Source organism: Variimorphobacter sp. HTMS_6 (assembly GCF_059717775.1).
In genome coordinates this window covers 3697486-3722455 of record NZ_AP046094.1, presented here as the reverse complement: position 1 = coordinate 3722455, position 24970 = coordinate 3697486, and the positions used below count along the sequence as shown (strand labels likewise).

General features: G+C 36.1%; 19 protein-coding genes, 1 tRNA gene and 1 other annotated feature. Of the genes, 17 read left to right on the top strand and 3 right to left on the bottom strand.

What is annotated here, in order from left to right:
- Window positions 1-5: 5 nt before the first annotated feature.
- Both AC6IWN_RS16785 and AC6IWN_RS16780 read left to right on the top strand, forming a co-directional pair.
- On the top strand, window positions 6-1421 hold the full coding sequence (locus AC6IWN_RS16785) for a sensor histidine kinase (RefSeq protein WP_497988965.1): 1416 nt from the start codon (window positions 6-8) through the stop codon (window positions 1419-1421).
- A 127-nt stretch (window positions 1422-1548) separates the two neighbouring features.
- The gene (locus tag AC6IWN_RS16780) at window positions 1549-2358 is read left to right on the top strand and encodes a hypothetical protein (RefSeq protein WP_497988963.1); all 810 of its coding nucleotides are present in this window, start codon (window positions 1549-1551) and stop codon (window positions 2356-2358) included.
- Here AC6IWN_RS16780 and AC6IWN_RS16775 read toward each other — a convergent pair whose 3' ends face one another.
- Window positions 2359-3765: a D-alanyl-D-alanine carboxypeptidase family protein gene (locus AC6IWN_RS16775; RefSeq protein ID WP_497988961.1), complete on the bottom strand. Its 1407-nt coding sequence runs from the start codon at window positions 3763-3765 to the stop codon at window positions 2359-2361.
- A gap of 160 nt (window positions 3766-3925) precedes the next feature.
- Window positions 3926-4543: a flavodoxin family protein gene (locus AC6IWN_RS16770; RefSeq protein ID WP_497988959.1), complete on the bottom strand. Its 618-nt coding sequence runs from the start codon at window positions 4541-4543 to the stop codon at window positions 3926-3928.
- 273 nt (window positions 4544-4816) lie between these two features.
- On the opposite strand from AC6IWN_RS16770, the gene trmB reads away from it, so the two are divergent.
- The 8 genes from trmB (at window position 4817) to dhaS (ending at window position 15601) form a co-directional block, all read left to right on the top strand.
- A complete protein-coding gene (gene trmB / locus AC6IWN_RS16765) occupies window positions 4817-5455 on the top strand; it encodes a tRNA (guanosine(46)-N7)-methyltransferase TrmB (protein WP_497988957.1) in 639 nt (212 codons plus the stop codon).
- Between the two features lie 79 nt (window positions 5456-5534).
- Window positions 5535-5675 (top strand): hypothetical protein, encoded by a 141-nt coding sequence (locus AC6IWN_RS16760; RefSeq protein WP_497988955.1) that lies wholly within the window; start codon window positions 5535-5537, stop codon window positions 5673-5675.
- 144 nt (window positions 5676-5819) lie between these two features.
- A complete protein-coding gene (trxA, locus tag AC6IWN_RS16755) occupies window positions 5820-6137 on the top strand; it encodes a thioredoxin (protein ID WP_497988953.1) in 318 nt (105 codons plus the stop codon).
- 273 nt (window positions 6138-6410) lie between these two features.
- Window positions 6411-6483: transfer RNA gene (locus tag AC6IWN_RS16750), tRNA-Lys, on the top strand.
- Window positions 6484-6873: 390 nt separating this feature from the next.
- Window positions 6874-9972, top strand: a complete 3099-nt coding sequence (locus AC6IWN_RS16745; RefSeq protein WP_497988951.1) for an Ig-like domain-containing protein — start codon at window positions 6874-6876, stop codon at window positions 9970-9972.
- A gap of 342 nt (window positions 9973-10314) precedes the next feature.
- A complete protein-coding gene (locus AC6IWN_RS16740; protein ID WP_497988949.1) occupies window positions 10315-13467 on the top strand; it encodes a discoidin domain-containing protein in 3153 nt (1050 codons plus the stop codon).
- 154 nt (window positions 13468-13621) lie between these two features.
- The gene (locus AC6IWN_RS16735) at window positions 13622-14914 is read left to right on the top strand and encodes a LysM peptidoglycan-binding domain-containing protein (protein ID WP_497988947.1); all 1293 of its coding nucleotides are present in this window, start codon (window positions 13622-13624) and stop codon (window positions 14912-14914) included.
- A gap of 96 nt (window positions 14915-15010) precedes the next feature.
- The gene (dhaS, locus tag AC6IWN_RS16730) at window positions 15011-15601 is read left to right on the top strand and encodes a dihydroxyacetone kinase transcriptional activator DhaS (RefSeq protein WP_497988945.1); all 591 of its coding nucleotides are present in this window, start codon (window positions 15011-15013) and stop codon (window positions 15599-15601) included.
- On the opposite strand, the gene AC6IWN_RS16725 is transcribed toward dhaS, so the two are convergent.
- Window positions 15598-15837, bottom strand: a complete 240-nt coding sequence (locus AC6IWN_RS16725; RefSeq protein ID WP_497988944.1) for a hypothetical protein — start codon at window positions 15835-15837, stop codon at window positions 15598-15600. The two genes, dhaS and AC6IWN_RS16725, sit on opposite strands and share 4 nt — an antisense overlap.
- Before the next feature lie 203 nt (window positions 15838-16040).
- Here AC6IWN_RS16725 and AC6IWN_RS16720 point away from each other — a divergent pair, with 203 nt between their 5' ends.
- The 7 genes from AC6IWN_RS16720 to AC6IWN_RS16690 all read left to right on the top strand — a co-directional run bounded on the left by AC6IWN_RS16720 (window position 16041) and on the right by AC6IWN_RS16690 (window position 24794).
- Entirely contained in the window at window positions 16041-18068 is a 2028-nt protein-coding gene (locus AC6IWN_RS16720) for a YhgE/Pip family protein (protein ID WP_497988942.1), read from the top strand.
- Window positions 18069-18129: 61 nt separating this feature from the next.
- Window positions 18130-18433, top strand: a binding site (T-box leader).
- 66 nt (window positions 18434-18499) lie between these two features.
- Window positions 18500-20224 (top strand): biosynthetic-type acetolactate synthase large subunit, encoded by a 1725-nt coding sequence (ilvB, locus tag AC6IWN_RS16715; RefSeq protein WP_497988940.1) that lies wholly within the window; start codon window positions 18500-18502, stop codon window positions 20222-20224.
- 38 nt (window positions 20225-20262) lie between these two features.
- Complete coding sequence (gene ilvN / locus AC6IWN_RS16710) at window positions 20263-20754, top strand: acetolactate synthase small subunit (RefSeq protein WP_497988938.1); 492 nt, start codon at window positions 20263-20265, stop codon at window positions 20752-20754.
- A gap of 135 nt (window positions 20755-20889) precedes the next feature.
- Window positions 20890-21843, top strand: coding sequence for a RelA/SpoT-related domain-containing protein (locus AC6IWN_RS16705; RefSeq protein WP_497988936.1), 954 nt, complete (start codon window positions 20890-20892; stop codon window positions 21841-21843).
- Between the two features lie 45 nt (window positions 21844-21888).
- A complete protein-coding gene (locus AC6IWN_RS16700; RefSeq protein WP_497988934.1) occupies window positions 21889-22110 on the top strand; it encodes a hypothetical protein in 222 nt (73 codons plus the stop codon).
- On the top strand, window positions 22097-22651 hold the full coding sequence (locus AC6IWN_RS16695) for a hypothetical protein (RefSeq protein WP_497988932.1): 555 nt from the start codon (window positions 22097-22099) through the stop codon (window positions 22649-22651). The genes AC6IWN_RS16700 and AC6IWN_RS16695 overlap by 14 nt, the downstream gene beginning before the upstream one ends.
- Before the next feature lie 226 nt (window positions 22652-22877).
- Complete coding sequence (locus AC6IWN_RS16690) at window positions 22878-24794, top strand: substrate-binding and GGDEF domain-containing protein (RefSeq protein WP_497988930.1); 1917 nt, start codon at window positions 22878-22880, stop codon at window positions 24792-24794.
- The last annotated feature ends 176 nt before the right edge of the window (window positions 24795-24970 follow it).

Below are 24970 nucleotides of genomic sequence, written 5' to 3'. Positions count from 1 at the left end.
GTTACATGAAAAAGGCGATATTTAAAAGATTTATATTAATATTGTTATTAGCACTTTTGCTGAGTGCAAGTATATTGGAGATTGTGTTGAGCAATATTCTTCTGGATAAAACAGAAGAAGATATGTTGTATTCCGTGAGAATAGCAGATCATGGAATGGATTATAACGGAGATTTACAGGCACAGATCAATGATCTTAAAAAAATCAAAGGGAATGAATCCACACGATTTACAATTGTTGATTTAAATGGTAAAGTGTTGGCTGATAGTGATGTAAAAGATATCATTCACATGGAAAATCACTTAAATCGTGAAGAAATTAAAAAAGCAAAAAGAAAAGGAACGGGCTATGCCATTAGAGATTCCGTAACATTAAAAGAGTCCATGTTGTATGTGGCAGCCATATCGGATAATAAGAATTATTATATTCGTATTGCAGTTCCTTTTTCCGGAATTGAACGATATTTAAGCGCATTGGTTCCTGCATTATTAATCAGCATTGGTGTTACCCTGTTTTTATCACTTATATTAGCAAACCGCTTTGCAAAGTCTGTAACACAACCCTTGCATGAAATTGCAGAGGAGATGCTAAAGCTCAAAGAAGAAAAGCCCGATTTTCATTTTAAGCATTATCAGTATGATGAAATGAATGTAATCGCTGCAACTACGATGCAGATGTCTCAAGCAGTGAAGGAATCCATGAACCGTATTGAGTTCGAGAGACTGATTAGGCAGGAATTCTTTTCAAATGCTTCACATGAGCTAAAAACCCCACTTACTTCGATTCGCGGATATTTGGAACTAATAGAGAATAATATGGTAGCGGACGAGAAGATGAAAAGGGACTTTTTATCCAGAATTAAAAAAGAAACTGGTAATATGACAAATCTCATCAATGATATTCTTATGATATCAAGGCTAGAAACAAAGGAAGCAGAAGTTGTGATATCCGACGTTAGGGTATGCCCGTTAGTTCGTGAGGTATGTAAATCCTTTGAACCACTTGCAAAAGAATATCAGGTAGAATTATTGATGAATTGCAGACCAATAAGCATGCATGCCAATGTTCAACAACTTAGAGCGCTTTTTACCAATTTGATTTCTAACGCGATTAAGTATAACAAACCTAATGGAAAGGTTAGCGTGACTGTAACCTCAGAAACAAAGGATGTTATCATTATTGTGGAGGATACCGGAATGGGTATACCGGAAGATTCCCAGCAAAGAGTATTTGAGCGCTTTTACCGAGTTGATAAGGGTAGAAGCAAGAGAGTGGGCGGCACAGGATTAGGTTTGTCTATCGTTAAACATATCGTTGGTTACTATAATGGAAGCATTGAATTGGAAAGCAAATTGATGGAGGGATCCAAATTCACAGTAAGAATACCGTTAATTCAGAATAATAGCGAGCATAAGGTGTAAATATTTACTCAGTTTATTCCGATATACTACTATAGTATCAATGTTAGGACGAAATTCCTAATTCGATTCGTTGTAGGCATTGATCATTAGGGGTAGTAAATCAAATGCATAGACGGGGGCATCCTAGATGAGAAGAAGATTAAATTGTGTATTCTTTGGAGTATGTTTTTTAGCGGCATTATTTGCTGAAGCTTATAGTATTTTTGTTTTAAAGGGTGAATTATTAAATTTCATAGGTTTTGGGCTGGTTTCTTTATTAACAGGTTATCTTTTCTTTGCAGAAATACGCGATAGTATTGAACGAAAGCAAGAAAAATTATCACAATACGTAAATCAACTTGTTTCAAATGAGATGGATGATTGGAAGTCCCGAATGACGGAGTTAACCAATATTCAAAAGGCAACTTATACAGCGACTAAAAAGAGTAGTGAATTATTAAATAGCCATTTAAAAGAAATTACTAATCGTATCGATACGTTAGAAAGCAATAATTCCTCTGCCTTATATTTGGTTGCAGAGCTACAAAGAAGATCATTAGAAGGACAGAAGAAGGCTATTAACTATCAACTTCATTATAATCGTGAGAATACCAAGGAATTAATATCAGCGGTGCAGTCCTTAGGAGATAAGATGGATGTCGATGGTAAGATAAATCGAATTCTTAATCTATTGGAACAAAATGAAGAGTTATTAAAGAAAACGCATAGTGAAAGTCAGAGATACGATTTAATAGAAGAAAATAATGATTTTCAAGATGAGGTTGCTGTTACCCGTGAGGAACTGACAGAATCACACGAAGAACTAGAACAGACTTCAACTACAGAAGACGTTCATCAGGAAGAAGAGAATAGCACGGTGACGCCATTATACGATGATCCAAACAAAGCTCTATCTGCAGATGAGATAGCTGCTCTGTTTGCATCATACAGTCATTAATTATAAATTTAAATAATTGTTATTTTTAAATCGGCGAGAGGCTTTCTTTTTATAGTAAGCCTTTCTTCTTTTTAATCGCGGACGTTCAAGAAATATATAATATAACACAGCACAGGCTACAATGAATCCTACAACACATCCAATGATTATAAATCGGAAACTGCTTTTTGAAGAGGATTTCGAAGTTGGGTTAGTAGGATTTTTTGATATGGTATCATTCTTTATTAAAGTTGGTAAATTTGTACCCTTATATAGGATATTTGTTCCGCCTACATATTTGTCGTTATAGGTATAGGATATCTTACCAATCACCTTACTATCACTCTTTGTAGTGGTTGATGATGTATCGTTTTGGCTCTCTGTAAAAAAAGTCACTTCCTTTTTAGCATCAGAGATAGAGGCTGATTTCGGTAGCACAACAAAGGCATTCTTATCTGTTTCCACCGGTGTGTTAGTACCGGATAAAAGAGGATTATACCTAGTAAACATCGGTGATTCATTTAATGCAGAGATCCCTTCTGTATCAGAGATAGAATAAGTTGAAAAATTATTAAAGCCGAAATCTAATAGACGTTGTGTGTCATTGTACTGATGAGGTGCGGTATCATCCTTCATGATGACACAGATTAACTCCATGTCACCTCTTTTCGCAACCGTAACGAGGGTATATTTAGAGGTGGAGGTATATCCGGTCTTGCCACCCACAACGCCATCATAGTGATAACTGTAATTCATTAATATCTTGTGATGATTTCTTAAATATCTAGTCTCTTTTTGCTTGTTAGTTGGAAGGATCTGATAGGTTTTTGTACTGAATATTTTGCGGAAGGATTCATTCTTAAGCGCCTCTTGCGTGATTAATGCCATATCATAGGCAGTGGTGTAATGTTGATCATTCTGTAAACCATGTGGATTAGTAAAATGAGTGTTTTTACAGCCTAGGCTTTTTGCCTTTTCATTCATCAACTTAGCAAAATTCTCTATACTACCTGATACATGCTCTGCTACTGCGTAAGCGCAATCATTAGCGGATTCTAATAAGATACCGTATAGACATTGCTGCATGGTGAGCTTTTCGCCTTCATTGATCCAGATACGGCTACTATCCGCCTCAACATCGTATACTGCCTTATGAGAAACGGTTATGGTATCACCAGGAGAGGAGTTCTCAAGAGCTAATAGAACAGTCATGATTTTAGTAATACTTGCCGGATAACGTTGTACGTTCATATTTTTTTGATATAAGACCAGGCCCGTTGAGGCATCCATAACAATCGCAGATTCTGCAAATACAGAAGGCCCTTTCGGCCATTTTTCATCTGCCGACGCCGGAGTAGGGCTTGTCCAAACTAGATTCATAGATAATATAGTAATCATGCTAAAGATAGCAATTAATTTTCGCTTCATATAGACCTCCTAAATTGTTATAACAATATTTAGCCAATACCGAATAATGACGTAATATTATAAAAGAAACACTCTCGGTATAATATTTGTAATATTTATGCAGATTATTCCAAGAGATAAACGTTAATTTAGTAATAAGATAAACAGATATGAAATCCAACTATCTTATAAAATTGGTTCTGGCACGGGGACCCGGTTCAGGAACAGGAAATGCTTCCTTACTGTAGTCCTTGATTTTAAGCATCCACGCCATATTTGCAGCTAGATCCTTCATAACTGTTATTCCTTCCTCATCCTGGAGCACCTCGCCCGGAACAGCACCATGAACTACATTCCAGTAGTTTGAAGGCGCAATCATCATATCAGAGATTAGGAAATAATGATTCAACTGATCAAAGGTAGCAACACCACCTGATCTTCTCAGCACAGCGATCGCTGCTCCAACTTTAAGACGCATACGGCCACGAGTTGGGTAAAATAAACGATCTAAAAAACATTTTAAGGTACCAGCGATACCGGCATAATAAACAGGACTACCGATTATTAAACCATCTGCATCATAAATCTTATTTACGATTTCCTTCATCTTGTCATCTGAAAAACGGCAATGTCCATCCTTACATTGTCCGCAGGAGATACATCCCTTCAGATCCATATTACCTACATGAATTATCTCACAATCTATATTTTGATTTGCGAGCTCGTCGCAAACTGTCTTCAATGCTAAATATGTATTTCCCTGTGGTTTAGGGCTTCCGTTAATTGCAATAATTTTCATAGTAACCTCCGTCATTTTATATTTGCTTACCGTCTATAATAATTTAATTTTTCTTAATAGAATTCGTATATCATTTGAGCTTCCTATAGTATACTACATACTAACATGATTTGGAATACAAAACTGACATTAATAACATATAAAATAGCCAAATTTAAATAGTGAAAAGAGAGTAATTGTCGAAATAAAAAGAAAGCGAAAATACAAGAATTGACGAACAGACGCTTTATCACTATAATAAAATTTGAATGAATAATTGCAAGGAGAAATATCATGAGATTAAGAAATATAAAGGGTTCCAGAGAAAGTGTTGCAGCAAATGAATACGTTGTTCAGGAACCGGAACAATATAAAGGAAAGTGGAATTCACTGTTCCAAAACAATAATCCAATCCATGTAGAGATTGGAATGGGAAAAGGTAAATTCATTATGAAACTTGCTTCTATGAATCCCAATGTAAACTATATAGGGATTGAAAAGTACTCGAGTGTCCTACTGAGAGGATTAGAGAAAAGGAGTGAAGTAGAGCTAGATAATCTGTATTTTATTCGTTTTGATGCGGAGTATATCAATAATATATTTGAGAAAGAAGAGTTATCAAGAATTTATCTTAATTTTTCGGATCCATGGCCCAAGGATCGTCATGCAAGAAGAAGATTAACCTCAAAAGAGTTCATGGCTCGCTATAATTTATGTTTAAAACATGACGGAGAGGTGATGTTTAAGACCGATAATCGAGCATTATTCGACTTTTCCTTAGAGGATATCAAACTAGCCGGTTGGGAGCTTAAAGACGTTACGTTCGACCTTCATAATAGTGAATATGCGGAAGGTAATGTTATGACTGAATATGAAGAACGATTTACAGCATTGGGTAATCCTATTCACCGGTTAGTAGCATATAGAAAGTAATTCTAATATTAATATTAAATGAGGGTGCTAAAACCTACTAATTATCATAAAATGATAAAAAGAGGGAAGAGGGTGCCCCATGAAACCAAATTGGAAATACAAAGTGGCAAAAATGACAGGAGCGAATCGAAGCATAGATAAAAAAATCTTTCAGCTGAAATCCTCTTGGGATGAAGTATCTAATATGTTAAATAGTTCAGTAAAAAAGAAGAAAAGATAATAAGGTGCTTGTATTTATGATTGGCTTATAATATAGTAACCATATCACATAATAAGTGATAGAACAGAGATACTAATACAATAGGATAAGTATAAGCTATGATAGCATAATCTGGCTTGAAAAAAGATAGGAGGAATTATAACTATGGCTTTACAATTTACAGATGCGAATTTTCAAACAGAAGCGTTAGAATCGGACATCCCTGTACTGGTAGATTTTTATGCAGACTGGTGTGGACCTTGTAAAATGGTGGCTCCAATCGTAGCGGAGTTAGCAGTAGAATTAGAAGGCAAATTCAAGATTGGTAAATTAAATGTAGATGAAAATCCTGCAACCGCAGAGAAATACAGAGTAATGTCTATTCCGACATTATTAATTCTTAAAAGTGGTGAAGTGGTAGATACTATCGTTGGAGCGGTTCCTAAAAAAACACTTCAGGATAAATTAAACGCTCATCTATAATAGTAATATTTTGTTTTTTGGTTATTTGGGGGACCGAATAATAAGGATAAAAACAAAGAAAAAAAGAACCAAGGAAATGCATGGATAAAAATGACTATTATCGGAATCACCATGTAATAATATGGTGATAAAAGGTAAGAAACACCACAAAAGCTCGGTATTTCTTACCTTTTTCATAAAAAGAATATATTTTTTAAAAAATTATAAAAAAACGCTTGCAATTTGTTTTTGAATTATATATAATAACTTTTGCGTTCACGAATTAAAAAAAACGCGCCTCTAGCTCAGTTGGTAGAGCACCTGACTCTTAATCAGGGTGTCCAGGGTTCGAGCCCCTGGAGGCGCACTAACAAAGGTATCGGTTTTGCAGACACAAGAGCTGCGGGGTCGGTGCTTTTTTCTTGCGCGTAAAAAGCGAGACCTGCACAAAGAAAAGGAAAGAATACTCACCGAAAGCTTGCTTTCAGGAGAGTACTCTTTCCTTTTCTTGTATTGGCGAAGCCAACGCGACCGAAGAGGGCGAAGCCCTCGAGGTTGCGGTGTAGGTCGCGATATACACATTCACAAAGCCCTCGAGGTGGCGGTGCAGGTCGCTAAACCCTTCTCCATTTTTTAGATAGTATAAATAAAGCTAAATTCGGTAAAAATTTTAATATAATCTACATTATTAACTGATTTTTTATTTCTATACGTATAAACGGCGAAATTAGAAAATTTTAAAAGGTGGATGATTAAAATGATTAAGCTACCGAAAAAAATCATTATCCCATTATTATTAGCCTTGACATTAAGTAGTATATTAACAGTTATGCCAAAGGTAATTGCAACCGGTAATCATAAGAACCAACAAACCCAGATGGCAGATAACATAATAAGCAGTGATGATATATTTATTGGTATTCCTAAACTTCAGGGAATCACACAGGTAAAGAATGCAACACCAAAGCGTGCTGATACGCTTGGACTACCTAAGAATGTTAAGATTGACACCTTCCGAGGAGATAAATATGCGGAGGTGATTTGGGATATGGGTAATGTAAGCTATGATCCAGATAAGAAGGAGGAGCAATTCTTTACCGTAACAGGAACAGTGCTGCTTCCGAAAAATGTTATTAATTTGTATGATAAATCCTTAAAGACTACAATTGATGTAACCGTCTTAGGAGATGGATATAAGTTTAGCTTTATGTCAATCTCGGATCTGCACATTACCAAAGACTCAACACTTGAATCAAACACATATCAAAAGAATAATTTTATAAAGGCGTTAAAAGATGCGGAATCAAATAAATGCAGTGCAATTTCGATTGTAGGGGACCTGACGGATGGCGGGGATGAGAAGGAATATAGTAATTTTCAAAGTATAATAAAAGAAAATACAAGCATACCTTCTTATTATATCATGGGTAATCATGATGCAAGGTGGAAGGAATCCTTTCAGACAGCAGTTGAACGGTTTTCAATAGGTACCGGAATGCCACTCACATACGATAAACCGTATTATGATAAGTGGATTAATGGGTATCACTTTATATATCTATGTACCGAAAGTGATAATCAGGACATCGCATATATTTCTGACAAACAATTGGAGTGGCTAAATGAGAAACTAAATGAAAAATCGAGTTTGGAAAAGCCCATTTTTATATTTCTTCATCAACCGATAGGACAAACCTTGCCCCAAGAGTATGTGAATGAGGTATCGGGAAGTGACGCTGTACAAGACCGTAAGATTCTTGAAATACTAGGTAAATTTCCGCAGAGTATTCTAATCAGCGGTCATATTCATAATGAATTACGATCAGATGTAACCATTTATAATACAAAATTCTGTACCATGCTAAGAGACGGATCAGCGGGCCTTGGCGCGGGGAATGACGGAAAAAATCCGGAAGGCTTTATCATAAATATTTATAAGAACTCCGTAGTTATTAATGGAAGAGATTTCAGTAAAAGTTCAACTATCTGGAGAACGACTATTAATAATTTCACAAAGACAAATCGAGCTAAGGACAAGCAACCGCCGTCCATCCCTTCCGATTTAACCATAACCCATAGAACAGAATCAAAAATTGCACTGAAGTGGGATGACTCTAAGGACAATTTCACATCCATGAACAATAATGTCGGAATTGCCGGATATGATATTTATGATAACAATATCTGTGTAGGATCGACGAATGGATCAAATAGCTTTACCGTAACAGGATTAAAACCGAACACCAAGCATGTATTTACCATCAAGGCAAAAGACGTGAAGGGAAACGTATCAAATTCCGGAAAACCGATAAAAGCGAAAACCTTGTATAGTAACGATGCTCCGATTAACCTGGCATTGAATAAAAAGGTAACTGCCAGCACATCAGAAAAGGGATGTGGGCCCAATAAGGCCGTAGACGGGGATGACACAACGAAGTGGACATCTACAAAGGCAAAGGACATTGAATGGATTAAGGTGGATCTGGGAGCTGTGTATGATATATCCAGATGGGTGGTAAAAAACTCGAACGGACAGGGAATAGCGCAATCCGAGAATCCGAAAAGCTATCGACTGATGGGAAGTATTGATGGAGCAGGGTGGTTTTATTTAGATGGTGTATATGAGAATGTATCCACCGTAACAGATCGATACTTTGATAGAGCGGCAGTGAGGTACCTTAAAGTATATTTTGATGAGCCTTGTAATTATAAACAGTCTGCTTCCTCAAAAGAAACAGCGAAACTTTATGAACTTGAAGTGTATGGTGCGAATATATTAAAAGGTTATAGTAATCCATTTGATATAAAAGAATTACCCAGTCGTTCGGCAAAGACAGCTAAGGATCTTAATTTACCGTTAAAGTTACCAATCAAGACCAGTGCCGGTGATTTTGTGGCGGATGTAAATTGGAATGTGAATGATGCTTGCTATAATGCCGACTTATCTACCACGCAGACATTTACAGTGAGCGGAACAATCAAACTACCGCTTGGTGTCATCAATCCAGATGGAATTCCACTAAAAACGAAAATCAACGTAACAGTTAGTAATGAAAAATTATCTAAAGTCACGTTATATCAGAATGAGAATAAGGTGACAATAGGGAAAACTTTGCAAATAAGCGTAAAGGGAACCCTAAAGAATGGCAAGATTGCAAGTTTATCGCCTGTTACCATGCAATATAAAAGTTCAAATTCAAAAGTAGCATCAATTGATAATAACGGTATGATAACTGCAAAGGAAGCAGGAAATACCACAATTAATGTTATTGTTACGGTAAATGGAGAAAAAGTAAAATCAAATTATATCAAAGTTCATGTACCGAGTAATGATGCGAAATTAAAATATATAACAATTAATGGGAAAAAGATTATAGGATTTGATAAAATGGTCACCAAATATAATGTTTGGATACCACAAAAACGTAAAATGGATCCTGAGATTAAGGCAAAGCCAAATAGTAACAAAGCGAAAATAAAAATAAATGGTCCACCAAATTCAGAGATGGTTAAGATAACAGTTATAGCAGAAGATGGTATAACAACGAAGAACTATAAAATTAACTTTATTAAGACTAAGTTGTCCGGGGTGTTTTTACAACCAGATCAAGATCCGGACACACTTCAAAAGGGAAAAACAATGAAATTAACAGCCTACGGTCTTGACAGTAAGAAGAATAAAGTGAGCCTGTTTGATGCAAAGCTGAAATATTCTGTTTCTAATTCCAAAATCGCAAGTGTGGATGAGAATGGAAAGCTTAAAGCAAAAGCATGTGGTATCACCAAAATTAGTGTAAAGATAAAATTAAACGGTTCAAATTATAAATCAAAGGCAATTAAAATTACGGTATCATGATATTAGATAATATAGTTCATTTATCAATAAGTATAAACGGTTAGTAAATTAAACAAAAGAAATATACAAAGGATATAATAAGGAGTGGCTTCCATATTAGTTCGGTTGAAAATATTCATTCGAATAATATGTCGAAGCCACTTTTTATTATTATAAGAATCACATAATATTAATTTATAGATTTACAGGAGACACAATTAAACACGAAAAATTAACACCAAAAATTAACATAAATCTCAGTTCGATTTCATTCAATATCTACAATTGACCATTTGATATTAATTTTTTATAATTTTATATAAAGGATTAAATGGAAAAACTAGAAAAAAAGGGATATTAAGAATGAATAAAACAATAATACGAATAAAGAGAATATGGGTAACCATCCTGTGCTTAACTATAATTATAACGTCAACACAACCCCCAACACTAGCCAAAGCAAACTCCAGTGAAATTAATGTAAATAACATAATTGTCACTAGAAGTGAAACGAATGCAGCTAAGACTGAGGAAACGATTGAAACTCCGGAGGATACAGGTGATAATAATGACAATCTATTAAGTATCATTAATCCGGAAGGTGTAATAACAGTTGAAAACGGCACCCCTAAGGATGCAAATGAACTTGGTTTACCCAAAACGGTTAAAATATCCACGCTTTTAGGAGAACAAGATGTGGAGATTGAATGGATTCTATCGGGTGTGAATTATGAGCCGAATGTAAAAGCGGAACAAGCATTTGAGGTAGAGGGGACAGTACTGCTGCCACAGAATATTGAAAATAAGAACAATATACCACTTACTGCACACGTAAAAGTAATATCAAAAGCTGCAGAAGGGTTTCAATTTAGTTTTATGTCCATGTCTGACTTGCATTTGACATCTTCTTCAACGATTACTTCCTCCACTTTTCAAAAGGAGAACCTAATCCGTGCGTTACAAGATGCAAATAACAATCAATGTAGCGTGATCTCGGTAGTTGGTGATATTACAGATAACGGCAGTGATACGGAGTATGCTAATTTAAAAGCAATTATGAGCGCGAATACAAAAATTCCTGTTAATTATGTAATGGGTAATCATGATGTTAAATATAAGGACTTTTCTACGGCAGTTAACCGTTTTAACAATGGAACCGGAATGGGTATCACTGCAAGCAAACCTTATTATGACAAATGGATTAACGGATATCACTTCTTATATTTAACAACAGAAAGTGGTAACAAGGATGATGCTTATATATCTGATAATCAAATAGCTTGGATGGCGGAAAAACTAAAAGAGGACGCTCACCTAAGCAAGCCGATTTTTCTATTTCTTCATCAACCCATTAGTCAGACCTTAACACAGAAACAAATAAATAATGTATCAATAAGCGATGAGGTTCAAGACCGAAAACTAATAGAAGTTTTAGGTAAATATCCTCAAAGTATTCTAATCAGTGGTCATATCCATAATGAAATTACAGTGGGGGGCGTATTGTATAATGCAAAAGGCTGTACCATGATAAAAAACGGATGTGCAGGAAAAGGTGCAAAGAACGATGGCGAAAAACCGGAAGGAATTATTTTGGATGTTTATAATAACCGGATTGTTATAAACGGTAGGGATTTTTCCACAAAATCAACAGTTTGGTCAACTACAATACATAGTTTTACCGCTACAAATATATCAACTGATAAGCAACCACCGACTACTCCGCAAAATCTCGTATTATTACATAAGACCAATACATCAGTTGATTTAGAATGGAAGGACTCCACGGATAACTTCACATCTATATTTAATAATGTTGGTGTAACGAGTTATGAAGTATATAATAATGGGAACTTAATTGGAAGAACCCATGGAAGCAATCAATTTAGAGTTAAAAACTTAAAGCCGAATACGACTTATCAATTTGTAGTAAAGGCAAAGGATATCGCAGGTAATCAATCAAAATCAAGTAATAATCTAATCGTTAAAACATTGATGACCAATGATGCACCTACCAACCTAGTATTAAAAAAGCAAGGTATTACTGCCAGCACTTCAGCACAGTCTTATACTGCGGGACAAGCCGTTGATGGCAAAAATATGACTAAGTGGGCCTCTACATCAGCTTCCGGCAAGGAATGGATTAAAGTGGATCTTGGTACAGCATTTGATGTATCCAGATGGATCGTAAAGAATCCGGGTGGATTCGGAGAGACCATATCAAAGAATGCCAAAAGCTATCAGCTGATGGGTAGTATGGATGGGAGTAGTTGGACTACTTTAGATACAGTGCCTTGTAATGTATCCAATATCACTGACCGGTTTTTTGATAGAACACGGGTAAGATACATTAAACTTTTTTATAATACACCCTCCAATTATGATGAAAAGACGTCCTCGATTGCGAACCTTTATGAACTTGAGGTATACGGAGCTAATATATTTAAGAATTGCATTAATCCTTCTCCCATTAACGGACTACCATACGGCACCGGAAAGACTATTAAGGAGCTAAAATTACCGAATAAAGTTTTCATAAATACAAGTAATGGCGTTGTCTTAACCGATGTGGTATGGAATGTAAAAAGCAGTTCCTATCATGTTAAAGTAAGAAGGGAACAAACCTTCAACGTAAGCGGTACTGTAATATTACCCAAGGATGTTATAAACCCGGATGGAAAGACCCTAACGACTAGTATCTCCGTGACGGTAAGCGGTGAAAGACTATCAAAAATAAATTTGGTTCCAACCGCTTCTAAATTATTCTTAGGAAAATCGATTCAGACTACATATAGGGGTATTTTAAAAAATGGAAAAACAGCGAATTTATCGCCGGTTTCAATAAAATATGTCAGCGCAAACCCCAGTATTGCTACAGTAAATGAATCGGGCTTAATAACAGCAAAGCACGCAGGAACTACATCCATAAATTTACTTGCAACACTTAGCGGAGAGAAGATTTTATCGAACTCAGTTAAAATATATGTTCCCAGTAATGACACTTCATTGAAGGGGATTTCGGTTGATAAGAAAGCGTTATCCATATTTGACGGAAAGAAGACGAAATATACTGTTTTATTACCTTCTAATTCAAAAAAGAAACCGTCTTTAAAGGTAGCAGCTAAAAATAAGAAAGCAACTGTTTCAGTAAAAATGCCAAAGAAATTACCTGGAACTGCTACAATAACGGTCACAGCAGAAGACAAAAAAACAGTAAAATCATACCAAATCGTGTTTAGCTATAATGCTCCATCTTCAGTGAGATTAAAAGCAAACAAAACGACGCTAAAAAAAGGAAGCTCTACACAATTTATTATAACAGGAAAACTAAAAGATGGTTCGTTAGCGGATATCACAAAAGCGAATGTAAAATATAGTAGTTCGAATAAAAAGATTGCAACAATAGACAAAGCCGGCAAACTAAAAGCGAAAAAAAAGGGAAAAGTAAAAATCAAAGCAAAAGTTACTCTTAACGGCAAATCATTCACTTCCAATACAATAACAGTTACAGTAAAATAAAAATATGATTTAAACGGATATGTTTGGAATACCAATGATTGTTTATGTGGGTTAAACGTTTTTGAGGAAGCTTTTCATGCTAAATGATTCGAATAAATGGACTTTCTGTACATATTATATTAATAATATTATTAATATAATATTGAGGTCAGTTATGATAATACATATAGTCCAGCCTGGCGATACGATTTCAACTATTGCTCAAAAATATAATATCTCAGCAGTCCGAATTCTTCAGGATAACGGATTGGCAGAAACCACGAATTTGGTCCACGGGCAGGCACTTGTTATAGCTAATCCTCTTAGGACTTATACTGTGCAGGAAGGGGATACAATATCCAAGATAGCAGAGGAAAATGGTATAACCTTACTACAGTTATTAAGAAATAACCCATATTTGAATGATAGAAAATACATCTATCCAGGTGAAACCCTGGTAATAAGTTATGGTAGTCTTAAGGGAAGGGTTACAACAAACGGATACGTAAATCCTTTTGTTAATATGGATGTATTAAAGAAAACATTACCCTTTCTCACATATTTAACGGTATTTGGCTATCGAATTTTAGACGATGGAGAAATTGCTGATATAAATGATGATGATGAAATTATAAACTTAGCAAAAGAATATCGTGTTGTACCAATTATGATGCTTTCAACCTTAAATTTGCAGGGCATCGGAAGTGTGGATGCAGCCTATGGTTTGATTTATAGCGATGCTAATATCAAAAAAATAATTGATAATATATTACGGCTATTAAAAACCAAGGGTTACAAAGGTATTAATTTGACGAATCAATTCATAACTGAAGATAGCCGCCCGTACTATGAAAATATGGCAAAGTTATTTACAAGACGTTTGCATGAGGAAGGATATACAATATTTATCACATTATCAGAGAATTTTGTATATGAAGGAAATTTCATAACGTTTGAGCAAATAGACTATACTCAATTGGGTAAGACAGTGGATGGATTTACTTTACTTAACTTTAATTGGGGATATACCTATGGCCCACCGGCTCCCGTTGAGTCTTATGAAAATATTTCGGACTTTGTGGATTATGTGAATACAAAGATTCCCTCAAGAAAATCTGAAGTCGGTATTACGACTATTGGTTATGATTGGGAACTTCCTTATGTATCCGGAGTTACGAAAACAAAATCGTTATCTATTCAATCGGTAATTACACTGGCAAACAATGTAGGTGCAGTTATACAATTTGATGAGGTGTCTCAAACACCATATTTTCGCTATACCGAGAATAAGAATGGTATTCTTCGTAAGCATATTGTATGGTTTGTAGATGCAAGAACAGTGGACGCAATTATGAGTTTAATTAATAGCAATAGTAATAGAGGAGCAGCAATCTGGAATATCATGAATTACTTCCCTCAGCTTTGGAGCGTCATTAATTCTCAGTATCTAATTGAGACGTTATTATAAACTGACATTTTTTCGAAACTATGTTATAATAACTAAAGCAAAATTTTAAGAATAATACAATTAAGAATCAATGAGCAACAGAAAGGCAGTGCTACTATGTCCGAATCATTAATAACGAAGAAAGCAATTGCTGCAGGGATGAAGGAACTAGCAAAGAAGAAGAGTTTTGATAAAATAACAGTATCCGATATCACAGAAGCTTGTGGCTTAAATCGTCAAACTTTCTATTATCATTTTCAAGATAAATTTGAGCTAGTCAACTGGATTTACTATAATGAATTAATTTTATTAGTTACTGACCAATTGACCTATGATAATTGTACTGAGAAGGTACTTCAGATGCTACAACGAATGAAGGAGGAAGAATATTTCTATGTGAATACGTTGAAAGCCTCAGTTAAAAATGAATTCGAGGAGTATTTGTTGAAAGTTACTAGTGAGCTTTTCTGTGAAATTATTGGTAGAATAGCAAAGAGAAATGTCAAACTGGATGAAGATGAGATTCGGTTTATAGCTGAATTTTATTCTTATGGAATAACCGGAACCATAACATCGTGGGTCTCGAAGGGGATGAAGGAAACCCCAGAATATATCGCTTCACAACTTAGAAATCTGGCACTTGGTACCGGTAAGTTTGCAATAACAAGATATTTTGAAAGAAAGAAAAATCAAGAGAGTGATCATTAAAAAAATGCATCAGAAAACAAGGTGTGGATTGCCCCTATATCCTTACCTGTTAGGGCAGGAAGTAGCTGATTGTATAAATCGTTCTTTTCCTTTGAGGTCAGCTTATCGGGATAAGCTGAGGTACCTAGCTCGATAATATTACGTGCACATCTTTTTGGAGAAATTTTTTCTCGATGTATGCAGATGTCTACAGCAGCGATAAGAACCACTCGTTTGATTTTGCCATCCAGTAGCATAATAACCTCCACGAAGAATTATTTCTAATACAAGTATAATCATAATAAATTCTATGTCCTATAGACAAAACCAGGAATCTGTCAAAAAATTCGTCAGATTTCTTTTTTTGTCTAAAATTTATACATGATAAATTTACTGTCTAATTACATTCCTATAAAGGCGTGATATACTTCCCAACAACGAAATATTGGAGGTATAGAGGATGAAAATATTTACAAAGAGAAGGATATTTAGTGCGGCTGTCATATTAGCAGTCATAATCGTACCGCTTCTATATAGTTACTTCTATTTAGGAGCTTTTTGGGATCCATATTCTAAGCTGGACTCCCTACCCGTAGCGGTTGTTAACAACGACAAGGGTGCCCTGATTAATGGGGAACAACGCAATCTGGGCAAAGAAATGTGTGATAGATTAAAAGAGGATGGGACGCTAAAATTTGTTTTTACTGATGAAAAACAAGCAAAAGTAGGAACGGAAGGAACAAAGTACTATGCTATGTTAACAATTCCTGATAATTTTTCTAGTAATATAGCATCAGCTAGTACAGAAGATAAGCATACCGCAAACATTATCTACTCACCAAATGAAAAACGTAACTATTTAGCTAGCCAGATATTAAGCAGAGCGGTACTTCAGATCGAGGAAGAGACCCGTTCCAATGTGAATAAGGAAATCGTTCAGAATCTTAGCGACAAGCTAAAAGATGTACCAAATCAGCTGACTGATCTACAGAGTGGATTAGGGAAATTGGAAGACGGATCAAAGGATTTAAAGGACGGATCTAATACTTTAAGTGATGGTACGGATACATTTAACACAAAGTTCAAGGATTATAGCGCTGGGATAACATCAGCGAAAAAAGGAGCGGATCAACTGTCAAGCGGCGCATCTGATTTAAATAAAGGATTAGCGCAATTACAGCAGGGTGCAAAACAGATTAAAGACAGTACAGCAAATATAAATCAACTGAGCGAAGGTGCGAAAAAACTCGCTACCGGTGCACAGACTTTTGATACCAGCCTTACCCTGTATACAACAGGAGTGGATGCGCTTATATCATCCGCAAACGATACAGCAAGCTTTTTAACTCAATATGTAACAAAAGTAAATCCGGCTATTATGGCTGACCCTACATTCCGTGCCTTTGTAATCAAAATGTCGGATCCATCAAATGCACAAAATATCAAGGCACTTCAAGATGCAAGCACGAAATTAAAAGGAGCTTCTTCACAAATAAAATTAGCGACCGGGCAATTATCACAGGGAAGCCAAAGTCTTCCGGAATTAAAAAGTGCACTTGCAACCTTATCGGACGGTGTTAATCAGGCGAAGGAAGGCTCCGATGCATTATCAAAGGGTGCATCCTCATTAAGCAACGGTATGAATAAAGTTAACAGTGCAACCGGAAAGATCTCTGATGCAGCGGGGGACATCGCAAAAGGTGCGTCAGATTTAAATGAAGGATCTAAGAAGTTATCAGACGGTATTACAACAGCAAAGGATGGCGTAGATACTGCGATTACGGATTCTGATAAAGAATTAAGTAAACTGGACGGACTGTCCTCATATGCAGAAAAACCTATTTCAGTAGATCAAAACAATGTAACCACAATTAATAATTACGGTACAGCATTTTCTCCATACTTTATGTCGTTATCACTATGGGTAGGAGCCTTAATTCTGTTCGTAGGCATCTATCTTGATACAGAAGGAAAGTTTAAAATACTATCTAGAGACTCCGGACATAAGGTTGCCAGAAGCTTTTTGTTTCTCATAATCGGATTAGTTCAGGCAATTGCATTAGCAATGGTAATTCAATTCGGTTTGGGCCTGAAGGTGGATAATGTTGGATTATATTATGGCTCTCTTTGCCTAGTATCCTTGGTATTTATATCAATCGTTCAGTTTTTAATGGTTCATTTGAAGGATGTTGGAAAGTTGCTTTCAATCGTATTATTAATCCTTCAGTTAACTTCCTGCGGAGGAACCTTCCCAATGGAGACGGTTCCGAAGTTATTCAACAAGCTCTTCCCATTTATGCCTATGACTTATTCGGTTGCACTATTTAAACAGGCAATAACTTCTCCAGATACGAGTGAAGTACTTCGAAATGGTGGAATACTATTTGCAATATTAGTAGTATTTATGTCTTTAACGATTATCTTATCCGTTGTAAAAAGCAGAAGAAGCGCAAAAAATTCTGTTGCAATGCCAGTGCAATTCGAATAGATAAAAAAAGGTTGACATTTATGGTTGGCTAATGATAGAATTGTAAAAAATATGAATATAGATAAAGGCAATGACGAGGAGAAGTAGTTAGTATTCTGATTTTCAGAGAGAAGATGGTTGGTGTGAATCTTCATTCGGATATTAGTGAAGTAGCCTCTGAGCAGTGAACCGAACGAGAGAAATCTTTAGTAGACTTCAACGGAGTTTCCACCGTTACAAGGAAAACGGTATCGATAGTAATATCCGTACTGATTGGATTATTCAAGTCAGTACCCATTTATATCCGTACTGGCAGAGTGCAGATAGAATACCATGTATTCGATCTGAATTTAGGTGGTAACACGGATGACATATTCGCCCTAAGCTAAAGTGATTTAGCTTAGGGCGTTTTTTATTTACTAAAATAAAGGTTAAGAAAAGGAGGATTCCATATGGAAATGAGAGGCACTGAATTATTTGTAAAAGCATTAAAAGAAGAGGGTGTAAACACTCTATTCGGTTATCCTGGAGGAATGGCAATTGATTTTTTTGATGCCCTGTACAACGATCCGGATATCGATGTGATTTTGCCGAGACACGAACAGGCACTGATTCATGAGGCAGATGGCTATGCAAGGTCTACCGGAAAGGTCGGAGTATGTCTGGTTACCAGCGGGCCTGGGGCTACGAATCTGGTAACCGGAATTGCTACGGCTAACTTTGACAGCGTACCATTAGTATGCTTTACGGGCCAGGTATATACAAACCTGATCGGCAACGATGCCTTCCAGGAGGTTGATATTGTCGGGATAACCAGAAGCATATGCAAATACGCGGTTACTGTTAGAGATCGAAAAGATTTAGGAATGATCATAAAAAAGGCCTTCTATATCGCAAGAAGCGGAAAACCGGGTCCCGTAGTTATTGATATTCCGAAGGACATCCAGCAGGAATACGGTGACAGTGAATACCCGGAAAACGTAACGATTCGGGGATATAAGCCTAACAGCAGTGCTCATGTAGGGCAAATAAGACGTGTTATGGAAGTTTTACATTCGGCGAAAAGGCCGGTATTGCTGATCGGTGGAGGAGTAAATATATCAGGAGCCTCAAAGGAATTAACTAGATTTTCTGAAATTACCGGTATTCCGGTTATCACCACAATTATGGGAAGGGGGGCAATTGCAACTAGTCATCCAAATTATATCGGCAACATCGGAATGCATGGCAGCTATGCTTCCAATCATGCAATCAGTGAATGTGATGTACTGTTTTCGATTGGCACCCGGTTTAATGATCGAATCACTGGTAAGATCAGTGAATTTGCTAAAAATGCAACAATTGTCCATATTGATATTGATTCGGCTTCTATCTCAAGAAATATTAAGGTGGATTACCCAGTGGTTGCGGATGCGAAGAATGCATTGAAGCAAATGCTGAAAGAAGCGAAGCCCTGTGATATAACTCAGTGGAGCTCATTAATTCAGGGATGGAAAGAACAATATCCAATTCATATGAATCGCTATGAAGGGCTTACTCCGGAAGCTATTATTACTTGTATCAACCGTATGTATGAGAAGTCCATTATAACTACGGATGTGGGCCAAAACCAGCTTTGGACAACACAATATATTGAGCTAGATGAAAATAGACAACTGATTACTTCCGGTGGGCTGGGAACGATGGGATTTGGTCTACCTTCGGCGATTGGAGCAAAGCTTGGCAATCCGGAAAAGCACGTTATCTGTATAACGGGTGATGGCGGAATACAGATGAATATTCAGGAGATGGCAACAGCTGTTGCATTAGAATTGCCGATTGTTATTTGCATCTTTAATAATTCCTACCTAGGAAATGTACGTCAGTGGCAGGAGATGTTCTTTGATAAGCGATATTCTGGTACCTGCCTTAGATATCGAAGACGGTGTAATAGAGATTGTATGAACCCGGATCAGTGTTGTCCGAAGTACTCACCGGATTTTATTCGATTGGCAGAGAGCTACGATGCAAAAGGTATTCGCGTTGAACGAATTGAAGAAATGGAAGAGGCTTTTGCCCAGGCAAAGCAGAACAAATTTGGCCCAACGATTATAGAATTTATGATTGAGAGAGAAGCAAATGTATTACCAATTGTTCCGGGAGGGAAACCGCTTACGGATATGATTATGGATTGTTAATAGATATTTATTAATATATTGCATGTTGGAGGTTATGTATGAAGAAAAGATGGATTTGTTTGTTTGTAGAAAATGAAATTGGTGTTCTAGCAAGGATATCCGGACTATGCTCCGGCAAATCATATAATTTGGACAGCTTAACGGTAGGTGAGACAGAGGATCCTACGATATCGAGGATGACGATTGGATTAACCAGTGACGATATGACCTTTGAGCAGATGAAAAAACAGCTAAACAGAATGGTTGAGGTTATTAAAGTGGTAGACTATACGGATATTCCAACCCATAGGAAGGAATTATTATATGTGAAGGTAATGCACTGTAACGAGTCGGATAAGGAAGAGATTATTCGAATAGCAAACATATATGGACTTACGATAACGGACTATGCAAGAAACAGTATATTATTAGAGTGTGTACAGAGCGAAGATAAGAATAATGATTTGATAAAGTTGTTGAATCAATATTACTGCAACCGTATAGAAATCGTTAGAGGTGGTAGTGTTGCAATAGAAACCTTAAAAAAATGAAAAATCCTGTCACATTTTTATGTTCCGTCTTAACATTTACCAGCTTTTGTGGTATAATACGATGGACGAGCAAAGATGGAGCGACGAAGACCCATCCTTGCTTTTTTTGCATATTCAAGGAAAAGTGGTGATTGAGTGGATAATAAAGAACAGTTTTTACAAAAGAATAAGATAACCGACAAGTTTTGCGAGCTTGAAAAATTGGATCCGAATCTGTGGAATACGCTCAAGGATATTTATGAGGATTATGAACAGAAGATTCAAAACGGAAGCTTAAAGAGGATTATCGCTTCCTTTATTGAAGAGTTTGGAACACCGACAGCGATGCACTCCATGCGTTACCGTATGAAAAGTCCCGAGAGTCTGATTGTTAAGATTGTTCAAAAAAAATGCAGTGATTTCACTGATCTGGATTATGCTAATATTACTAAGGATACTTACCAAAAGGTTATTATGGATCTATTAGGCGCCAGAATTTTAATTCGTCATCGCTATCAATGGGAAGAAATTCATGATTTGATCTGGCATCTTTACTTTAGAGGGACAGAAAAGTACGTTAAAAATCGTGCGAAGGATTATATCGGAAAAGCCGACTACCCCTTTTTAGCAGAACGTCCGAAGGTATTTTACCGTTACGAGGAGAATACCAAATGCTATGAGTTGAAGGGTCGTGATATCTTTGATTTTGAAAAAAATAACCCTGGCTATAGTAGTAATCACTATATTATCAATTATCTTGGTACTTATATAGAGCTTCAGGTTCGAACGTTGTTTGACGAGGCCTGGAGTGAGAATGATCATGACTTTGTTTATAAGCTTTATGCAGGGAATAAGAAGTTGGTACTAAATCGTACTTCTAATTTGTTAAGTAAGGTCGCTGAGGTGGCGGATGAGCTGAGTATGTTTATGCATGACTACTATGATGAATCAATATTTTCTGTACCGAATGAGAAGGTGGATAATAAGAAAGCACTTGAGAAAAGTATAGAAAAGACGACTTATGAATTCATTGAAAGCAGAAAATATGATAATTTGCATAGTCGAAGTATCGCCTCAAAATCAGTAAAGGATATCAATGATTTGTATTAATATGAAACAGAGATCAGGAAATAGAACGGAAAGGTAGGGGAAGATATGTTTATTGATCATAGTAAGGAAGCTGATGCCGCGGCCGGTGAATTTATCTCTGCAATAAAGAACGGTACGTTATCAAAGCATGTATTACCGAATAATTATGAGGACTACACGCTAGAGAGCGAAAACATTGATTTTAGGAATTACACAAAGTATCTTAAAACGATGTCATATTATAACTATGTTGAAACTAGGACGGTGGCTTACAATGGACAATTATAAGAACTTTAATAGCAAGACATATCAGTATTTAATTGATACCTTTGGTGAAGAGAGAATACAGAATCGATATGCAACAATATGGGATTACATGACTGAATTTATAAAGCGTCATCATTATGAAGATTATTTGGCCATTTCTAAGAATGCACTGAATCAGATGATTATTGATTACTTTGTAGATATTGACCGGTTAAAGCAATTTCATGGAATCGATAGAATTAGTACTACGAAGATCTATTCTTATACTGCGTACTGGCTAATTAAAAGAAAGCCTTTAATGATTGTAAAGGATAATTTAGAGGATTATAACTTAACCTTTGCAAACGAACGGTTTGTTACCGGATATTTGCTAAGATGTTTAAATAATGAGAATATATCTACTTTAATTCTGGACGAAAAGAAATCAGACTATATCGATTTTGTAGATAATATGATGTACTTTCTTCAATACCGTGTTATCACGGCACAGGCAATCGAAACCATCCTGTTCGCATTTAAAGCTGGGAAGGCGATCCAGTATTCTGAAGATTATCAGGATTAAACTGATAAAAATTTATAAAAGTAAACGCATAGGGCTGTTACATAATAAACAATTATTTTGTAATAGCCCTAATTTTGCGACAAAATTTATCGAATGATGAAGAAAAACAGCAAAATAGCGATGTATACCACACACTTCTATTGAAATCAAGATAAAAATGATATATATTTATAATTATACTATTAATTCTGTTTATGTGCACGATCTTAAAGAATCGAGGGATGGTATGTTCGGAAATAATAAAAAAACAATTGGCGTACTTATTTGCCAAATATTTGAAGAATATCAAGATACCTTAAGTCGTGGGATTATGAAAAGAGCCAACGAGCTTGATTATAATGTGGCATTTTTTGCAAACTCTGGTGGTTTTGGCCAGATTTCTTATGATGCAGGTGAAATCCATGTTGTTGATCTTCCTAATTATGAGGAACTTGAAGGGATTATTATTACACCTGACATTATGATTCTTCCTGGATTGATAGAAAAATATAAAAATTCTATTCACAAGAAGTGCCATTGCCCTATTGTAACGGTACGTAAGGAAATGGAAGATTATTATAGTGTATTGATTGATGACGATACAGTAATAGATGAAATTATCCATCATTTTATAGAAGTTCATGGATTTACTAAAATAAATTTTTTATCCGGTCCAAAGAATAACATTGCTGCAAACAAGAGGTTGGAGAATTATAAAAGGGTATTAAGAGAACATAATATTCTGGTTGAAGACGAGAGGATTTATTATGGAGACTTATGGAAGAACTCTGGAGCGAAAGCAGTAGAATGCTGGCTGGACGGTAATAAGGAGTTGCCACAGGCGATTATATGTGCAAATGATTTCATGGCTATCTCGGTATGTAAAGCACTTGAGGAGCGTGGAATTGCTGTACCAGGTCAGATAGCAGTCTCCGGGTGTGATGATATCGACGATGCGATTGACTATAGCCCGTCACTCACTACAGCGAAGATGCCGATATTCGAGATGGGCATCGAAGCAGTTAATAAAATTCATAAACATAATACGGGTGTGGCACAACCTCATGACTCCTATTTGAATACGATTACCTTATACCGGGATTCCTGTGGATGTACAAAGAATTGGTATCAAGAGAGCAATACAAGAAGAAGTAACCTAATATACGGACGTGAAACTTTGCAGGCAGAAATTGCACAGAATGCATTTATGTCCACAGATTTGACAGGCTTGACAAAATTAGATGATATTATAGAGAAACTATGGATCTATGTAAACAGTAATTTGAATTTCAATCGATTTTTTATGTGTCTGCATAAGAATTGGGATCAATATAATTCGTATGAAGTTGACGAATCCGCTCTATTAGGTAGTGAATTTGTTGCAGAGATAGGGATCAAGGATGATGTTCATTATACGAAACTAAAAGTACAGAAAAAGGCACTATTGCCGGAGGAGTTCGTTGAAGACCGGCCACTTAATTATTTCTTTGCATTACTACATCATGGTGGACACTGCTTCGGATACGTAGGAATCAGCTTTAACCGGATACAAACCTTTATGAGAACTTTTCCTGCTTGGCTAAATAATGTTAGCAATTCGCTGGAGAATGTGAGAATTCATGCGGAGTTAAACCGTCTTGTATATAAGCTAGAGGATATGTCAGTTAGGGACGAGCTGACAGGGCTATATAATCGAAGAGTGCTTGAAACAATGGGAAAAAAGTACTTAAGTCAATGTGTGGACAGGCAATCGAAATTGATGGTTTTTATTGCAGATATGGATCGATTAAAATACATCAATGATACCTTTGGACATTTTTATGGTGATATCTCTTTAAAGGTAATTGCAGTTGCTCTTCAAAAAGCAGCCGATGATGATGAGATCTGTATTCGATTAGGCGGCGATGAATTCATGGTAATCGGCTTTGATTATGATGATGGAAAGATTAATAAGTTCATTAATCGTTTTGTTAATGAGCTTGATCGGTTTAATACAATACAACAACATGATGTAAGAGTATTTGTCAGCTATGGATTTTACATGATTATACCGGATCACGATACTACCATAGAGAACTGTATGAGAGTTGCTGATAGTCTGATGTATCAACAAAAGTATGAAAAAGCCTCAAACAAATTAGAAATAAACATGAATATTACTTAAAAATATCGGACAAAAGCGATGCAGGTATCCCAGTAAAATTAGGAGCCGCATCGCTTTTCTCTTTTTGTCTGATAACGACGTTCCATATGGGTTGTTTTGGATGAATATAAGGGGTTAAACTTGTTTTTATTGGAAAATTGTTATATAGTAATAATATAGTATTTGTATAACCCGTC

Excerpts from the sequence above, each read along its gene's own strand:
- AC6IWN_RS16725 (WP_497988944.1), bottom strand. The coding sequence starts at position 15,837 with ATGCTACTGGATGGCAAAATCAAACGAGTGGTTCTTATCGCTGCTGTA.
- dhaS (WP_497988945.1), top strand. The coding sequence starts at position 15,011 with ATGTCCGAATCATTAATAACGAAGAAAGCAATTGCTGCAGGGATGAAG.
- trxA (WP_497988953.1), top strand. The coding sequence starts at position 5,820 with ATGGCTTTACAATTTACAGATGCGAATTTTCAAACAGAAGCGTTAGAA.
- AC6IWN_RS16740 (WP_497988949.1), top strand. The coding sequence starts at position 10,315 with ATGAATAAAACAATAATACGAATAAAGAGAATATGGGTAACCATCCTG.
- AC6IWN_RS16735 (WP_497988947.1), top strand. The coding sequence starts at position 13,622 with ATGATAATACATATAGTCCAGCCTGGCGATACGATTTCAACTATTGCT.
- ilvN (WP_497988938.1), top strand. The coding sequence starts at position 20,263 with ATGAAGAAAAGATGGATTTGTTTGTTTGTAGAAAATGAAATTGGTGTT.
- ilvB (WP_497988940.1), top strand. The coding sequence starts at position 18,500 with ATGGAAATGAGAGGCACTGAATTATTTGTAAAAGCATTAAAAGAAGAG.
- AC6IWN_RS16720 (WP_497988942.1), top strand. The coding sequence starts at position 16,041 with ATGAAAATATTTACAAAGAGAAGGATATTTAGTGCGGCTGTCATATTA.
- AC6IWN_RS16760 (WP_497988955.1), top strand. The coding sequence starts at position 5,535 with ATGAAACCAAATTGGAAATACAAAGTGGCAAAAATGACAGGAGCGAAT.
- AC6IWN_RS16780 (WP_497988963.1), top strand. The coding sequence starts at position 1,549 with ATGAGAAGAAGATTAAATTGTGTATTCTTTGGAGTATGTTTTTTAGCG.
- AC6IWN_RS16745 (WP_497988951.1), top strand. The coding sequence starts at position 6,874 with ATGATTAAGCTACCGAAAAAAATCATTATCCCATTATTATTAGCCTTG.
- AC6IWN_RS16785 (WP_497988965.1), top strand. The coding sequence starts at position 6 with ATGAAAAAGGCGATATTTAAAAGATTTATATTAATATTGTTATTAGCA.
- AC6IWN_RS16695 (WP_497988932.1), top strand. The coding sequence starts at position 22,097 with ATGGACAATTATAAGAACTTTAATAGCAAGACATATCAGTATTTAATT.
- AC6IWN_RS16775 (WP_497988961.1), bottom strand. The coding sequence starts at position 3,765 with ATGAAGCGAAAATTAATTGCTATCTTTAGCATGATTACTATATTATCT.
- AC6IWN_RS16690 (WP_497988930.1), top strand. The coding sequence starts at position 22,878 with ATGTTCGGAAATAATAAAAAAACAATTGGCGTACTTATTTGCCAAATA.
- AC6IWN_RS16700 (WP_497988934.1), top strand. The coding sequence starts at position 21,889 with ATGTTTATTGATCATAGTAAGGAAGCTGATGCCGCGGCCGGTGAATTT.
- AC6IWN_RS16770 (WP_497988959.1), bottom strand. The coding sequence starts at position 4,543 with ATGAAAATTATTGCAATTAACGGAAGCCCTAAACCACAGGGAAATACA.
- trmB (WP_497988957.1), top strand. The coding sequence starts at position 4,817 with ATGAGATTAAGAAATATAAAGGGTTCCAGAGAAAGTGTTGCAGCAAAT.